Raw genomic sequence first — 15273 nt, forward strand, 5'->3', positions numbered from 1 at the left:
CACGGCGTCACCCGGCTGCGCGTCAGTGGCCACCAGCGACCCAGGGTATGCCGGCTGAACGCAACTCCTCGGCAAGGCCGGCTTCGAGCTCCATCGCCTCCCAACGGCGCATCGGGTTGAGATGAGCAACAAGATCGGGGAGCAGGCGCACGCCGAACCGGCGAACCACGCCGCTGGCCTTGTAACCCGCCTTGTGCTGGTCGAAGCGCTGATCCGGATCGCGCACGGTTTGCCCCACATAGATGCCCCATGGATCCATCCTTGCGGGATCATGGAGCAGGATCAGGTACACGCTATGGCTGCAACCGCGCTCGCCTTTCGTCGTGGCGCTCAGGCTGCACGCCACCCGTGTCGCGCTCTTGATCCAGTGAGGTTGCGTCATGTCCGATGCTCGATGGTGCACGCCGTACAATCCGGACGCAACCGGCTGGCGATGCAGTGGCTATGATCGATGCGACGAGCCGTAACACCACCCCGTCGGCGCAGCAAACTGACCGCAGCAAGGTCCATAAAGGATCAGCCGCATGTCGCGCAGCGCCCGTCTCTGAGCGTTGGCGCTGTCCACATCGGTCAAGACCATGCCGGACGCGTCGAGCACGGATACTCGTGAGGCCGGCTCAATCTCCGGCTGATGCGTGACAATGCGCAAGGCCCGATCCATGCCGGGCCTCGCCGCTGAAAGGAACTTCGTGTGACTGTGACGACGCTCGATTGCTCTGACATCGACCAATACCTTGGCAAGGCGATCACCTCGTCGCGCTTGCGCGAACCGATCGCCAACAATGACATTCGCCGCTGGGCGCATGCGATGCATTACCCCAACATGCTTCATTACGACCCGACCTTTGCCGAGGCTAGCCGCTGGGGCAAGCTGGTCGCGCCGCAGAGCTTCGCTTGCGCCGTGGACGACGGCATGGGGACATCGCCCGCCTGTGTCGGCTGCATCCCGGATTCGCACCTCCTGTTCGGCGGTGAGGAATGGTGGTTCGAAGACCGTCGCATCGCCGGCGGCGACATGGTGTATAACGAGCGCATTCCTTTCGATTATGTCGTGAAGGAAACCAAGCTCGCGGGGCCGACCTGCTTCCAGCGGGGCGACAACTTCTACACCAATCAGCACGGACAGATGCTCGCCAAGCAGCGCTCGACCGCGATCCGCTACAACGCGGCAGCCGGCGGCCAAAGCGTAAACCCGGAGGAGATCGAAGAGCCGGAGTGGACCGACGAAGCGATCGAGGCCCTTGAAGAGCGCAAGCTCGGCTGGATCCGGATGCTGCGCGAACAGGGCCACAAGCCGCGCTGGTGGGATGATATCGCGATCGGCGACAAGCTGCCCGAGCGTGTCTTTGGCCCCCACTCGATCGCCAGCTTCACGACCGAATGGCGCGCCTGGATCATCAACACCTGGGGTGCGGTGCAGGTGCGCAAGATCGATCTGGCCGCGCTCGGCTTCACGCCGGAAATGGCTGGCTTCGAAAACGATCCCGACGTCCTGCTAGAGAACCCCGAGATCACCGATGGCGCCTATTTCGGTCCATCGCGTGGTCATCTGTTCCCCAAGTTCGCTCGCAAAATCGGCATGCCGCGCGCCTATGGCTACGGCGGCGCCATGGGCGCCTGGGTCATCGACTATCTGTCGGGGTGGGCGGGCGAGCACGGCATGGTCGCGCATTCGATCGCCAACTTCCGTGGCCCGGCACTATCGGGCGACGCGACCATCCAAACAGCCGAAGTCGTCGACAAGACGGTGGACGATAAGGGCCGGCATCTCATCCATGTGAAGCATCACATGGCCACTCAGAAGGGCACAACGATGGCGGCAGGTTCTGCCGAGATCGTTTTGCCAAAGAAGCCTGACTGAGACTTCGCCCCATCAGCCGCATCCGATGCGGCTGATGGGGATGCAGGCGGGCCCGAGAGGCGCTTCAGAAGTCGCCTTTCAGAACCCTTCAGTGCGATCGCTTCGATCAGGCTTTGGCCGGATTCTGCAATTCACGTCGGTTGACGAGCGGACGGGCATAGGAGGGATCGTCGGACGACCGCGCGCTGACACCATTTACGGCGATATCCGGAACGTCCGCGAATGGCGGGGGGATCGCGGGCGGCAACCCGGCCCATTCGATCACGTTGGTTCGCACCGCGATCCGCCATTCACCATCACGACGCTCCATCCGATCGATATAACGTCCACCAGCTGTAACCAGGCTCTCGTCCCGATTTCGCGCGACGAAGAGATAGTAGCTTTCACAATGGGCCGTGTCGCCAGCAAGATCGATGTTGCTCTGTAACAAGGCATGATGTGTCAAGATCTGGCCCTGTTCGTGCATCGGCACCGCCCAGTCCCAACAATCAGCCGCATTGCCCACGAACGGACCGGCAGCCATTTCGGCATCGTCCCAGAACGCCGACAGATAGGTGTCGCGATCGAAGCGGTCCATTCCACGACAGAAGCGCTCGACGCACTCGCGAACGTCCTGCTTGTCCAGCATCGCATCAAGCCGCGCCTCGCGATCATTTGCCACGATAATCGACCTCCGAGATCGGCTTCCAAATTGGCGAACCCCGCTTTTCGCGGGCCGATCGTATCACCGATCCGTCGATGTCGGTGATGCCGTATTCCATGGCGAGCTCGGTAGTGATGAACTCTCCCCCCGATCGCTTCATGATCGCTGGATCGGCTGCGAGCGCCGCGATGACCCGGCCGGGATGCTCTACCGAACTGCCCTGCATGGAGGTGATCGTCGTCGTCATCTTGTCGCCCAGCCTGGCGAGGTTGTCCTTGGCCTTTTCCGTCAGCGTCAGGCCCTGCCACAGCGTCAGGCTGGCGACGCCATGTGGCTCGAGTTCGATTGCCATGTCGCGCGCCATGCGGTCCGCGGCCGACTTGGACGTGCCGAAGATCGTGCTGTAGGTGTACGTTACCGCAGCAAAGCCCGAGATCGCCACGATGAGGCCGGAGCCTTGCGGCACCATGATCTTGGCGGCGTGCCACGCGGCGACGTAATTGGATTTTACGCCAACGTCCCACATCTCCAGGTTCGAGAGCGGCTTTTCCCAGAAACCCTTGGGATCGAGCAAGTCCTCCGAGATCGTGAAGGCATTGTTGACCAGAATATCGAGGCGACCTTGTTCCGAACGAACTTGATCGAACAACGCCGCTACCGCGTCATCGTCGCTGTGATCGCAAGCGACGGCCACGCCCCGGCCACCGCTTTCGCGACCGCGTTCGTCGCATTCGGCTGCCGTGCCACCGACCGTGCCGGGCAGGTAGTAATCCCCTTCCCTGACGGTTCTGCCGGTAATGTAGACTGTCGCACCTTGCTCGGCGAGCACCAGCGCGATGCCCTTCCCGATACCGCGACTTGCGCCGGTTACGACCGCGACCTTGCCGGCCAGAGGAGCACTCATGCAAACCATCCTTCGCTAAAATCGCCCTTGGCCGTGCCAGGGAAGTGATCGGCCGTGAAGGGATAGCCCATCACGCCCTTCGACCAGTCGGCGGCGGCGCCCCAGTCCTGCTCCCAATCATAAAGCATGATCCGGTCCACGATGCGCCAATCCTCGCCGCGTTTCTCCATCGTATCGAGATAACGTCCGCCGATGCAGGTGTTGCGGTCGCCTGCGCCCATATCGACACGATGATAGGACAGCACATGCGTTTCGGCGCGGGCGGACCTTTCGTTCAAGACGATATGAGTCTGGCCCAGCACATGCTGTGTGTTCTTGATCGCGTCGGCACCGGGGACGACCCAAGCAAGATAAGCATCGAAGTCGCCGGCATAGACGCCATAGTCGAACTTCGCGTCGGGCCACCAGCAGCTGCTGATCAAATCCGCGCTACGCCTGTCCTCCCCACGAGCCAGCCGTGCAAGGCAGCCACGGATCGCCTCGCGATCAAGCAATTCGGTCAGTCTGTTATCCAACATGCCTCTCCTGGCAGATGCGCTTCGTCACGCTGCTATCCCGACCGCCGCCGCCGATGGCTGACCATCGGCACCGCTGACCTTTGTTCGTGCTTTCTTGGTCAAGCTAAGCACATCCACCATGGACAAGACTTGACCGATCCGGACACCTTTGCCGCGCTATCGACGCCAGTGCGCATCCACGCGCGCTCCAGATCGACGGCCACAGTTCAGTGCGATCCAGGCTCTCGGGTAATCGCCTGATTGCGCAAATCGCTTGGTGTCATCCCCAGATGGCGGCGGCAAAAACGCGTAAAGACCGCTTGCTCGGCGAAATCGAGCTTACCGGTGATCGCCAGAAAGCTCAGATCGGTTTGCGACAGATAGTACCGTACCAATTCGCATCGCACCTCGTCCTTGATCTGCTGGAACGTCGTACCGGCTCGCGTCAGCTGACGGTGCAAGGTGCGCGCATGCATACCCAGTTCGGACGCGACGTGGGCATTCGTCGCTTGCCCAACCGGCATGAGACGCAGGATCACGGCGCGGGTGGCGATGGCGATGGGTGGGGCATGGAAAGGATGCCGAGCAGCAATCGCCGCGATCGCCGCTGCGTGAAGCTTTGGATCGCGGCCGGCGATCGGATTGGCGAGATCTTGCGCGCTGAAGATCAAGGCGTCGAGCGGCTGGTCGAACAGGACTTCGCAACCGAAGTAGCGGCGATAGACAGCGGAAGGAGAGATGGGTCCGTGACGCATCATGACCCTGCGCGCACGGCTGCGCCCTCCGGTCAGCGCGATCGTGCCACGTTGGCCTGCCAGCAGGATATGCTCCTTCGCCTGGCGCTGTGATGCCAGATCACCCGAAATGATTTCATGCGAAATGACGATGCCCCGGCGCCCGGGAATGGCGTGCCGGGCGATGCGAGCGGCGGTGCTGTGCACATGCGCATTTTCTATGACATATGCCAGAGCATCCCCGAGGGTCCGCGAGTGACGCATGACCTTGCCCAACGGCCCATGGATGTCGATGGCGCGTTGGCCGCTTGCCAGTCGCATCCCGAAGTCTGGAGCCGCGAGCATCGTTGCCGCATTGGCAAGCAAGTCCACATGCTGCTGATAGGTCGTCGTCGTCTCCGGCTTTGCCAGATCATCACCCACCAGACCGACGCTGGCGAGAACGTCATCGGGATTGCCGCCAAGCGTGGCGCAGAGGTTTTGAAAACCAACGAGAAGCCTTGCGCTGACTTCGTCGAATGGCTTTCTGGTTCCGCGCCTGGCAGGCCGGGCAGGAGGATCCACTTTATCGGTTTCGCACGCAGGATCGGCCGGCAGGGTCATCGAACCGATCGTGCCACTTGTTCCCGACGCAGGCAATGCGTCGCTCTGGCGTCAGGCTTGCCGTCACGATCGCTGTCTCAGAACCAGGTACGCATGCCGATGAGAAGGTTCATGCCATCGCGATCCCTCTGTCCAGCGGCACGAGATGGTGTAGCGGGTGCATCCCGCCTAAGATCGAGGCCGATGTAGGGGGCAAACCGGGGCGTCACCTCGTAACGCAGACGAAACCCCAGCGACCATTCGGGTATGCGCGAGGTTATGCCGAGTTCGGGAACGTCCTGCAGCGCGATATCGATTTCGGCTTCGGGTCGAAGGACAATGCGCTGGGTGATACGCTGGTCCAGCCCCGCCTGCAGACGCGCATGCACATCGCCCTTGTTCGAGACGAACAGCTGCGCCTCGGTGTCGATCCAGTAAGGGGCCATCCCTTCCACGCCCAGGACAAGATACGAGCGCGACGGACCGGGCTGCAGGTCGTGCCGCAACCCGATCTCGGCATCGAACCAGGGACCGATTGCATGGCGCCATTTGGCCTGCAGTTCCGCTTCGACGATCTTGCGGCCGATCCGTCCTTCTCCCTCCGTGGCTACTACGGCGCGATCGCGATCGGTGCCGAACGACGCCTCGCCTTGCCACGCATATCCCGTCCCCCTGCCAGCCGGTTGCAGTTCCAGTCGGTCGACGAGGATCTGGGAAAAAGTGATGCGGTCCTCTCCCAGCAATTCGCGCCGTGCAGCAGCCATCCGTTGCAGCGGGAAAAGGGCATCGGCTGCATGATCGGCTGGAACCGGCGGCGGCGCTGCCGAGCCGATTCCGTTCGTAGCCGGTGACGACATCGCGGCCATGTCGTGAGGCATCGATGCGTGTTCGTGGTCATGCGCACTCTGCGCCACCGCATCCATGGGCCAAGCCAGCAGCACGACCAGCGCTGCCGTGTGGCGGAATGAAACTGTCACGCCGCACCCTCGGCCCGAACGGTCACCACTCGCATCATTCCCGCGTGCATGTGCAGCAACATGTGGCAGTGGAATGCCCAGTCGCCCTCGGCATCGGCGGTCAGGTCGAACGAGGCTTTGCCGCCCGGCAGCACGTTTACCGTGTGCTTAAGGGGGCGATCGTCAGGATCGCCGGTGACCAGTTCGAAGAAGTGGCCGTGCAGATGGATAGGGTGCGGCATCATCGTATCGTTGATAAGGTTGACCCGCACGCGCTCGCCAAGGCGGAAGGGGATGGGCTGCGCCCCTTGCGACATGGTCTGGCCGTCCATCGACCACATGTAGCGCTCCATGTTGGCGGTCAGGTGGATATCGAGCGAGCGGGTCGGCGTGGCCCGATCCCGCGCATGGCGGGCGCCGGGCATCGCGCGCAAATCGGCATATGTCAGAACCCGATGGCTGACATTCTCCAGACCGGTAGGGCGATCCGCCAGACGATCGACCGGCATGGGCGAGAGCATGGCAACTCCCGGCCCCATTTTGACCCCTGGTGCGACCGCTGGATCACGCATCGACATGGAGTGCCCTTCCATGGGCTGCGGCACGGGCTTGCTGAGATCGATCTCCCCGCCATCCCCCATTTCCATCGCCGACATATCCATGCCCATATCGCGCATCGTCAAAACCGGTCGTGGCCGCCGCGCAGGCACCAGCGCGGCCAGCCCAGGCCGTGCAGCCAGCGTCGCTCGGACCATGCCTGAGCGGTCGATCGCCTCGGCAACGATGGCATAGGCCTCCGCCGTAGTGGGCTGCACGACCACATCGTATGTTTCGGCAATGGCGATCTGGAATTCGTCGACCTCTACCGGGACCACCGCGTTGCCATCGGCGGCAACGACGGTCATCGGCAAGCCCGGCAGACGGAGATTGAAGTTGGTCATCGCCGAGGCGTTGATGATGCGCAGGCGCACGCGTTCGCCCGGCGTGAACAGGCCGGTCCAGTTCTCCTGCGTACCCAGGCCATTGACGAGGTAGCTGTAGGTCGTGCCGGATACGTCCGAAATATCCGTTGGGTCCATACGCATCCGGCCCCACTCCAGACGATCCTTGAGCAGCTGGTCGCGCCCGGCAATCAGTCCTGCCGCCGTCTGCTTCTGGCGATTGAAAATACCGCTTGCCAACTTGAGGCGGCGCATCAGCTCGTGAGGATGGATCGGGCTCCAATCGGAGAGGACCAGCACGTGCTCACGGTCAGCCGCGACCGGATCCGGCTCGGCAGGGTCGATCACGATAGGCCCATACAACCCCATCGCCTCCTGCATGCCGGAGTGTCCGTGATACCAGTATGTGCCCGCTTGCCGCACGGGAAACGAATAGGAGAATGTCTCGCCGGGATCGATGCCGGGAAAGCTTACGCCCGGAACGCCATCCATCTGGAACGGCAACAGCAAGCCATGCCAGTGGATCGAACTCTGCTGGTCCGTGCGATTGGTCACGTCGATACGGACGTCCTCGCCCTCGCGCAGGCGGATGAGCGGTGCAGGCAGCGAGCCGTTCACGGTGATGGCATGCGCGCCTCGCCCACCCGTCGCGAAATGGCTCGAACCGATGTCGAGCGCGATGCGCTTGCCCGACAGCACCTCGCTCCCTCCGGCCCTTGCCATGGGCAGCCCTTGGGAAATGCCGCGAGCCCATGCCGGAACCGCGGTCGCCGCAGTGGCCGATGCGACAAGCAGGCCCCCCGATCTGAGTAGCCGGCGGCGAGAGAGCGGTTCTAATCGGGGCATGGCATCCTATACGCGTCCCGCGCCTTCAACCCTCGATAATTTCAGCGATACGGCGCTTGGCCCGGTAGATCCGCGTCTCAACCGCCTTCTCGCTTATACCGAGCAGTTGCGCGGCATCCGCCTGGCTCATGCCTTCCAGAGCGCAGAGGACCAATGGGTCCTTCAGCGTCATGGGCAAGCGGGCAATTGCCTGACGTAGGTGCCGGATGTCCTGGCTGGCGGCAAGCACGTCCTCGGGGCCTGGTGACTTGTCTGCGACATCCAGTGCGTCATCCAAGGGCCTGGCGAAGGTAAAGATGCGCCGCACCGCGCGACGCCGCGCCCAATCATGGCATTTGTTGATGGCGATGCGCAGGATCCAGGTTCGGAACGAACGCGTCGGATCGAAGCTGGAGAGCGCGGCGAAGGCAGATGCGAATGTCTCCTGCGTCAGATCGAGCGCCTCGGCCTCCTCACCGACATGGTTGCGGCACAACCTGAACACCGCAGTTCGATGTACCTGCAGTAGTTGCGCGTATCCTGACTGACTGCCCGCCCTGGCCGATGCGATAAGCGCAGCGTCGCGAGCAAGATCCGCTGGTTCCGCCACGCGCGATCGTTCAAAGCGCAGGCGTGGTGGTGAGCGCCTTGACGACCTGTCGATCGAAGATCTTGGCCTGCGCAGGGGTCAGCACCGCTCGCATCGCCAATACGTGCCGCAAGGTCAGCTTTTGCAGATCGCCCATCACCAAATGCGAGTGATCGATCGCCTTGGAAACTCCCGGACCATAAGCCCGCTCGCAGCGATAGGCGGTCGCGATCTCGGCATTGGCGTCGCGCAACCCGTCGTCAAAGGCGCGGCGCTGATGCGCGAATTCGCTCTCCAGCGTCGCGATCCGTCGCTGTTGATCCGGGTTCAAATCGATTTCGCGATGCAGCACCTCGTGCAGATCGCTGGTGCCGGCATTGCGGGCGGACAACATCAGGCCTGTCGCGTATACGGCGATCAGCGCAGCCACCGCGGCGACCAAGGCGACGGCGAGATAACGTGACTTCGCGCGCATCAGCGGCCCAGCAGGTTCGAAGGGGCTTGTACAGGTATGGCGAACAGCGGCTGCGCCGCCAAAGCGCTGGGACGCGAGACCACCCCGCCGCCGCCGCCGATGACGGCGGCGATCACGCCTGCCACGACCAGCGAGCGACGCGTCGCCCGGCTTTCGAGACGGCGATCGAGCCGAGCCATGACTTCACCATCGATGTTGTCCAACCTGGCCGGCAAGGGATCGTTGGCAAGGACATCAAGCAAGTCGTCGATCTTCGTCATGGTGGTTCCACTCCTGCCTCGATCCAGGATACGCAGCAATGGCAGAGAACCCTCGGCGAAAATAGACAGGACGCAATCGAGGCCGTGCGTGCGAGGGGTCGTGCCACCGGCCGCGTATAATCAAATGACGCCTTCACCTGATACGCCTGCTTACGGAGTCCAACCATGTTCCACACTCGCAGCTTCGCCTTCACCGCAGCGTTGGTCGCAGCAATGCTCGCACCGACGGCGCAAGCCAAGATCGTGCTTGAAGCATCGACACCCGTTCAGGGAAGCGTGGTGGTCCGCCCTACCTCCTTGGACCTGACCTTCAACGAGGGCGTTTCTCCACACGACCTGTCGATCGGTCTGGTCATGACGGCGATGCCGGGCATGTCGAACCACAAGCCGATGACCATAAAGGGTTTTGCTGTCGACGTGAAAGAGCGAACCGCCAGCCTGAAATTTCCCAGGCCTCTGCCACCTGGAAGCTATCGTCTCGACTGGAAGCTCGGGGGCCAGACCTCTCACAAGGCGTATGGGGCGCTGACCTTCACCGTTCGCTGAAGCCTGGGTTCACCCTCGCCGCAGAACGACGACCTTCGTGGCACCAGCTTGAAGCGCGTGCGTTTCAAATCGGCATCCCTTCATCACGAGAACAAACCAACGTGTCCAAGATCGTAAACGGCTCCAGCCTCCAGCCTCTTTCCGGCGGCAAACCCAAACAGATCGTCATGCTGCTACATGGCTATGGCTCGGACGGGGCGGACCTCATTTCGCTGGCACCGCAGTGGCAATCGTTCCTGCCTGACGCCCTGTTTCTTGCCCCCAACGCTCCGGAACGCTGCGGCATGGGCGGCGGATATCAGTGGTGGGGCCTGGCCTCGTTCACGCCGCAAGCTCTCGCCAGCGGCGCGGCGATGGCGGCACCTGCGATCGACGCCTTCATCGATCGCAAGCTGACGCAATACGACCTGTCGGAAAGCGATCTGGCGCTGGTCGGATTCAGTCAGGGGACCATGATGGCGCTGCATGTCGGCTTGCGGCGTGCGCGTCAGGTCGCGGGGATCGTCGGTTACTCGGGTATGTTGACCAGCGGTCCTGACCTCGCCCACCAGATCAAGTCCAAGCCACCGGTATTGCTGATCCACGGCTCTGCCGATCCGATTGTCCCCGTCGCAGCCGTGCACGATGCCGAGAAGGTGCTGAAAAGCCTGGACGTGTCGGTTGAAACGCATGTGTCGATGGGCGTCGGTCACAGCGTCGACCCGGTTGGCTTGCGCCTGGGCGCCGACTTCGTGGTGAAAGCCCTTGCCCTCTGATGGATCAGGCCGACTGAGCCGGGCTGCGATGGGTCAGGAAAAAGCGTAACATCTCCCGCGAGGCGTCGGGGCCGGATGCATCGGTATAAGAGCCGGACGTGTCCCCACCGGACCATGCATGCCCGGCGCCCGCGACCGTCCACTGTTCGATCAACACCTCACCACTTGCATCCTTGCTCAGCGCGCGGATGAAGCGCCGCCCCGCCACATTGCCCATCTCGCTTTCGACCATCACCGGGCGACCTGCAGCCGCAGTGGCAGCAGCGACGATCCCGCGTGCGTTCGCCTCGCTCACGGTACGATCGCTATCGCCGTGAAAGGTGATGACGGGCACGAAGCGGCTTCCCGGCTTGGACGGCCTGATCGATGCGCCAGCGCCTTGCTGCATGGCGGCGAATGCCCCGGCTATGTCCTTGGCCGCACCGCAAGCCAAGCCCGAGTGAACCCCCACGGCCGCAAAGAGGTCGGGATAAGCGTCGGCCATGATCGCGGCGGCCGCGCCACCGGCTGACAAACCCGCGACATAGACCCGGCTGGAGTCCACCTGTTCGGAAGCGATCACATCGCGGGTCAGCCCGGCGATCAGTGACGGTTCACCGGCATCGCGCTTCTGGTCACCAGGTCGGAACCAGTTCCAGCATTTTTGCGCATTGGCTGCCTGGGTCTGGCGCGGGTAGGCCACCAGAAAACCCAGTTCCTCGGCCAGCGCGTTCATCCCGGTGCCTTTCGCAAAGTCTTCGGGCGTTTGCGTACAGCCGTGCAGCATGACGACCAGCGGCATGCCGGAAACCACGTTCGTGGGACGATAGAGCATGTACGCAATCGATCCTGCCTTGCCGATGTGATGGCGCGCTTCGAAGCGCGCTCCGGGCTGCGCTGGTCCCTGCCCGACGTTCGCGGCGTCGCGGTCGGGGCTGTGAATGCGGCGACTGTCCCGCGTTTCGGGACGGGGCTGTGCGACAAGATCGATGACCTCGCGCACCGTCTTCGTCGGCATCTGCACCGCGGCGCCGAGACCGTTGCGCAGCAACGCGGTCGCTTCGCCAAGTTTACCGGCGCGGGTCAGCCGTAGCGCCTCGACCAGCGGAAGTTCCAGAGCCATGTCGAGTTCCTTTGAGAAAGCGAAGTATTCACGCAATGCGGTCGGCCAAGGCGGCCTTGACGGCCGGGGTGGCGTGCAATGCGCCCAATACGGTCATCGAGCCGATAGCGGCTCTTGCAAGTTCGGGTGTAACATCGCTGGCGATCGTCGCGAGACCCAGCACGCGAATGTCGAGCAGTTCGCCGGCAGCGCGCGCAGCATCGAGATCCTCGACCGAATAGTGGCATAAACCCAACTGCAACTGCCGTCGCATGGTCGATTGCCGCGCGGCCTCGCCATTGCGTTCGAGCTGATTGCGGATTGCCGTACGAATGAAGTCAGTGCGGTTCGAGTAGAAGCCTTCGCGCACGAGAAGATCTATGTGGCCTAGGTCAACGAAACCTAGGTTGATCGTGATCTTCTCACTATCCGAGCGCTTCGGCTCAGGAACCTTCGACGTTGCAAAATCACCATCCATATGGATGGTATAGGGATGTTCTAACGTCGTTTCAAGACAGTGACTTCATCCCTAAAACATGAGGCAGAGCTACAAAAGCCCGTTATGCGCCCCCTCGGACTTAAGATCGCCGTTCGCCCGGATTACGAGGTTTTGCTCGCGCGCCTGGTAGACACGGCTGAACGGCGGCACGTCATGGGTCAGCCAGACGTTGCCGCCAATTTCGGAGCCCTCGCCTATCGTGACGCGGCCCAGGATCGTCGCACCGGCATAGATCACCACGTTATTCTCGATCACCGGATGGCGTGGCAACGCCTTGATCAAGGCGCCGTTCGGGTCGATCGGGAAATTCTTCGCGCCTAGCGTCACGCCCTGGTAGATGCGTACGTTGTTGCCGATGATCGCGGTCTCGCCGATCACCGCGCCGGTGCCATGATCGATGAAGAAGCCCTCGCCAATGCGGGCACCGGGATGGAGATCGATCCCGGTGCGGCTGTGCGATAACTCGGCGATGATACGCGCCACCAGCGGCACGCCCAGGTTGTAGAGCGCATGGGCCACCCGATGGTGGATGATGGCCAGCATCCCCGGAAAACAGATCAGCACCTCGTCCAGGCTGCGAGCAGATGGGTCCCCTCGGAACGCCGCCTCCATGTCGAGGTCGAGCAAACGCCGGATCTCAGGCAGCTGGCGCGACAAGGCGATGACGATGCGGGTGGAGTGCGCATCGACATCCTCGCCATCGGCGCGATCCTGAGCATAGGTCAGTTCAAGGCGCAGCTGGGCATGCAAGCGGCTGAGTGCGATCTGCAAGGTCTGGGTGACGAAGGTGTCTTCGTTGTGCGGACGCACGAAGTCCGGGCCGAGCCGCATCGGGAACAGCGCGCCCGACAATTCCTCGATGACCTTGCTGATCCGCACGCGTGACGGGTAGCTTTCCGACCCATATTCGATGTGCTGCGCATTGATCTCGCGCCAGTTGCGGCGAACGTCGGCAAGTTCTCGCACGACAGCGGCGACATCCCAGATGTCGGCATGGTCCTCGCTGGAACGGGATTCGGGCACCGGAGCACCTTGGGCTTTGGGATCGCTACTCATCTCGATCCCCATTAGCCGGTTCGGTGCCATCGCCGAAAGTCAAAAGAACAAATGTGTCAGCGCCCTTCGATCCTCATCTTGGCGCCAGCATAGATGTAGCGTCCCAAAGGCGAAATCGGAACGTTGGTCTCGAACCCGATATCCGGCCTCTGGTCGGCAAGATTGTTGACCCCGGCGTATAACGCGAAGTCCTCGGTCGCATCCAGCTGATGATGCTGGACGTCATGCTGCCACAACTCCTTGAAGCGGAAATGAAATCCTTGAAGCGGAAATAGCGCGACGCGACGGGGCACGAAGCCGGGCCGCAGCACCACACCCGCCGTCCAGGTACGGGCGGTTTCGGCACGCAAGTTCGGGTTGCCCTCTTGGGCGCCGGGAATGTTGATGTTCGCGTTCGGGTTGGCGGCGCTCGTGAACCTATTGGGGTCGCCGCCCGCCGCCGTGATCAGACCGCGGCAGTTCGCCTCGCGGAACTGCGTGCCATCGCCGCGCGTGCCAAGATAGCAAGGGTCCGAAACGAAGTCGCTGGAGCCGGTGCGCGGACCGATTGGCCGTGGGAACCGCGAAAGCTGATATCCTCGACGGGAGCCCAGATGCCGTTGAACTGGTATGTCCAGGTACTGCCGATAGTGGAGTAATCGGAATAACGACCTGCCGCGCCGAACGACAGCAGGTGCGCGAGCGGCTGATCCTTGAGGAGCGGCGCATTGATTTCGTCAAAGGCTTCCCAGACGTCGAACTTGCCACGCGATGCGGTCGCATCCGGACGCGCAGTCCGGCATCCAGGTTCGATAGCGGCTCGTCGAGCAAGAGCACCTTGGGCTCTCGCACGATAGCGCGTGCGATCGACACCCGCTGGCGCTGACCGCCCGAAAGAGCCGCTGGGCGGCGGTCCAGCAAGGCCGTCAAATCCAGCGCACTAGCCACTTGCGCCATACGTTCAGCAACCCGCGCCTTCGCCACATGCGCCACCTTGAGCGGAAAGGCGATGTTCTCCGCGACGCTGAGATGTGGGTAGAGCGCATAGGATTGGAACACCATGGCGAGCCCGCGATCGGCGGGCGCCGCATCGGTAATGTCGCGACCGTCGATGCAGACCTGTTCGGCGCTCGGCTCCTCCAACCCGGCGATCCGACGCAACAGCGTCGACTTGCCGCAGCCGGAGGGACTGACGATCACCACGAACTCGCCGTCGGCGATCGCAAGTTCAGTGGGGTGCAATGCCACGCCGGCGCCGAAGCACTTGCTCAACCCCGATACGGTCACGGTTGCCAGATTCAGCCGCCAGCCGATACGCAGATAGAAGGAATGGCGGCGGCAGGGTAGCATTGCGACATCGCATGCGGAGTGGACGCGCGCTCTCACCTTCAACTGCCTAGAGGGCCATCATGCGTCCGTACCATGGGGCGGGCGGCACAAAAGCATCGGCGCCGGGTTCAGCAGGCATGACATTGCAAAACCACGCCGACGACGCCGCCTCAGCATTGCTCAACGTCGATCACAAGGTGCACGAGGCGGTGAAGCCCGCGCGGTCCAATCCGATTGTCGCTTTAATGAGCAAGTTGAGCGACATCAGCGATCAGCCGCAAGCCCGTACGTTATGCGGCGGGGTCGTCGTGCTCGGACTGGTCCGCCGCGATATTCGGATGATCGCAGCGGGCACACGAATGCTGCTGGCGCACGAACTCGCCACCCAGGCCAAGACCATGGTCAAGGATCGCGTCGATCGTACCCGCCCCCGTAGCGCCGATGGCAAGGACGATGAAAAACCGCAGGCGGGCAGCGACACCGGCAAGGAGGAAAGCAGCTTTCCATCAGGCCACAGCGCGGGCGCCATGGCGGTCGCGACCGGTTTCAGCGCCCTGTACCCGCGGCAGCGCCCGCTCGCTTTGGCGGCAGCCGGAGCAGTGGCGCTCGCGCAAGTTCCGCGTTGCTCGCATTACCTTACCGATGTCGGCGCAGGCGTGGCGATCGGAGCGGCGGCGAACACCGTCGTCGGTCTTGCCGGACGGTTGCTGATGCGCGGGGTGAGCATTGTTTTGCGGCGATGACCAGGTCTGACTTGACGT

At 62.7% G+C, this 15273-nt stretch carries 19 protein-coding genes and 1 pseudogene; 4 read left to right on the forward strand and 16 right to left on the reverse strand.

Annotated elements, in window-relative coordinates:
* Positions 1 to 22 precede the first annotated feature (22 nt).
* Positions 23 to 382 (reverse strand): GIY-YIG nuclease family protein, encoded by a 360-nt coding sequence (locus ACXJ1Z_RS00120; RefSeq protein WP_463778628.1) that lies wholly within the window; start codon positions 380 to 382, stop codon positions 23 to 25.
* Between the two features lie 309 nt (positions 383 to 691).
* Between ACXJ1Z_RS00120 and ACXJ1Z_RS00125 the strand changes: the two genes are divergently transcribed.
* On the forward strand, positions 692 to 1861 hold the full coding sequence (locus ACXJ1Z_RS00125) for an FAS1-like dehydratase domain-containing protein (protein ID WP_463778629.1): 1170 nt from the start codon (positions 692 to 694) through the stop codon (positions 1859 to 1861).
* A gap of 106 nt (positions 1862 to 1967) precedes the next feature.
* Here ACXJ1Z_RS00125 and ACXJ1Z_RS00130 read toward each other — a convergent pair whose 3' ends face one another.
* From ACXJ1Z_RS00130 to ACXJ1Z_RS00170, 9 genes are all read right to left on the reverse strand, one after another.
* Positions 1968 to 2522, reverse strand: a complete 555-nt coding sequence (locus ACXJ1Z_RS00130; RefSeq protein ID WP_463778631.1) for a nuclear transport factor 2 family protein — start codon at positions 2520 to 2522, stop codon at positions 1968 to 1970.
* On the reverse strand, positions 2512 to 3408 hold the full coding sequence (locus tag ACXJ1Z_RS00135; protein ID WP_463778633.1) for an SDR family NAD(P)-dependent oxidoreductase: 897 nt from the start codon (positions 3406 to 3408) through the stop codon (positions 2512 to 2514). Before ACXJ1Z_RS00135 ends, ACXJ1Z_RS00130 begins: the two co-directional genes overlap by 11 nt.
* Complete coding sequence (locus ACXJ1Z_RS00140; protein WP_463778634.1) at positions 3405 to 3926, reverse strand: nuclear transport factor 2 family protein; 522 nt, start codon at positions 3924 to 3926, stop codon at positions 3405 to 3407. Before ACXJ1Z_RS00140 ends, ACXJ1Z_RS00135 begins: the two co-directional genes overlap by 4 nt.
* Before the next feature lie 206 nt (positions 3927 to 4132).
* Entirely contained in the window at positions 4133 to 5242 is a 1110-nt protein-coding gene (locus tag ACXJ1Z_RS00145; RefSeq protein WP_463778636.1) for an AraC family transcriptional regulator, read from the reverse strand.
* 77 nt (positions 5243 to 5319) lie between these two features.
* Positions 5320 to 6198, reverse strand: coding sequence for a copper resistance protein B (locus tag ACXJ1Z_RS00150; protein ID WP_463778638.1), 879 nt, complete (start codon positions 6196 to 6198; stop codon positions 5320 to 5322).
* Entirely contained in the window at positions 6195 to 7964 is a 1770-nt protein-coding gene (locus ACXJ1Z_RS00155) for a copper resistance system multicopper oxidase (protein WP_463778639.1), read from the reverse strand. The genes ACXJ1Z_RS00150 and ACXJ1Z_RS00155 overlap by 4 nt, the downstream gene beginning before the upstream one ends.
* A 25-nt stretch (positions 7965 to 7989) precedes the next feature.
* The gene (locus ACXJ1Z_RS00160) at positions 7990 to 8553 is read right to left on the reverse strand and encodes an RNA polymerase sigma factor (protein WP_463778641.1); all 564 of its coding nucleotides are present in this window, start codon (positions 8551 to 8553) and stop codon (positions 7990 to 7992) included.
* A gap of 10 nt (positions 8554 to 8563) precedes the next feature.
* Positions 8564 to 9007 (reverse strand): periplasmic heavy metal sensor, encoded by a 444-nt coding sequence (locus ACXJ1Z_RS00165; RefSeq protein WP_463778642.1) that lies wholly within the window; start codon positions 9005 to 9007, stop codon positions 8564 to 8566.
* Positions 9007 to 9267 (reverse strand): hypothetical protein, encoded by a 261-nt coding sequence (locus ACXJ1Z_RS00170; protein ID WP_463778643.1) that lies wholly within the window; start codon positions 9265 to 9267, stop codon positions 9007 to 9009. Before ACXJ1Z_RS00170 ends, ACXJ1Z_RS00165 begins: the two co-directional genes overlap by 1 nt.
* Positions 9268 to 9432: 165 nt before the next feature.
* Between ACXJ1Z_RS00170 and ACXJ1Z_RS00175 the strand changes: the two genes are divergently transcribed.
* Both ACXJ1Z_RS00175 and ACXJ1Z_RS00180 read left to right on the forward strand, forming a co-directional pair.
* Positions 9433 to 9813, forward strand: a complete 381-nt coding sequence (locus ACXJ1Z_RS00175; protein WP_463778645.1) for a copper resistance protein CopC — start codon at positions 9433 to 9435, stop codon at positions 9811 to 9813.
* 101 nt (positions 9814 to 9914) lie between these two features.
* On the forward strand, positions 9915 to 10568 hold the full coding sequence (locus ACXJ1Z_RS00180; RefSeq protein WP_463778647.1) for an alpha/beta hydrolase: 654 nt from the start codon (positions 9915 to 9917) through the stop codon (positions 10566 to 10568).
* A gap of 4 nt (positions 10569 to 10572) precedes the next feature.
* Here ACXJ1Z_RS00180 and ACXJ1Z_RS00185 read toward each other — a convergent pair whose 3' ends face one another.
* From ACXJ1Z_RS00185 to ACXJ1Z_RS00210, 6 genes and pseudogenes are all read right to left on the reverse strand, one after another.
* The gene (locus tag ACXJ1Z_RS00185) at positions 10573 to 11670 is read right to left on the reverse strand and encodes an extracellular catalytic domain type 1 short-chain-length polyhydroxyalkanoate depolymerase (RefSeq protein WP_463778648.1); all 1098 of its coding nucleotides are present in this window, start codon (positions 11668 to 11670) and stop codon (positions 10573 to 10575) included.
* Positions 11671 to 11698: 28 nt separating this feature from the next.
* Positions 11699 to 12127, reverse strand: coding sequence for a hypothetical protein (locus ACXJ1Z_RS00190; RefSeq protein ID WP_463778650.1), 429 nt, complete (start codon positions 12125 to 12127; stop codon positions 11699 to 11701).
* A 69-nt stretch (positions 12128 to 12196) separates the two neighbouring features.
* Positions 12197 to 13171, reverse strand: coding sequence for a serine O-acetyltransferase EpsC (gene epsC / locus ACXJ1Z_RS00195; protein WP_463778652.1), 975 nt, complete (start codon positions 13169 to 13171; stop codon positions 12197 to 12199).
* An 89-nt stretch (positions 13172 to 13260) separates the two neighbouring features.
* Complete coding sequence (locus ACXJ1Z_RS00200) at positions 13261 to 13554, reverse strand: hypothetical protein (protein WP_463778654.1); 294 nt, start codon at positions 13552 to 13554, stop codon at positions 13261 to 13263.
* Between the two features lie 95 nt (positions 13555 to 13649).
* Positions 13650 to 13997, reverse strand: a complete 348-nt coding sequence (locus ACXJ1Z_RS00205; RefSeq protein WP_463781128.1) for a TonB-dependent receptor domain-containing protein — start codon at positions 13995 to 13997, stop codon at positions 13650 to 13652.
* Between the two features lie 11 nt (positions 13998 to 14008).
* Positions 14009 to 14533, reverse strand: a pseudogene (locus tag ACXJ1Z_RS00210) (ABC transporter ATP-binding protein); the annotation flags it as partial.
* 116 nt (positions 14534 to 14649) lie between these two features.
* Between ACXJ1Z_RS00210 and ACXJ1Z_RS00215 the strand changes: the two are divergent.
* The gene (locus ACXJ1Z_RS00215; RefSeq protein ID WP_463778655.1) at positions 14650 to 15255 is read left to right on the forward strand and encodes a phosphatase PAP2 family protein; all 606 of its coding nucleotides are present in this window, start codon (positions 14650 to 14652) and stop codon (positions 15253 to 15255) included.
* Positions 15256 to 15273: the final 18 nt, after the last annotated feature.

This window comes from Novosphingobium sp. TK46, assembly GCF_055361525.1.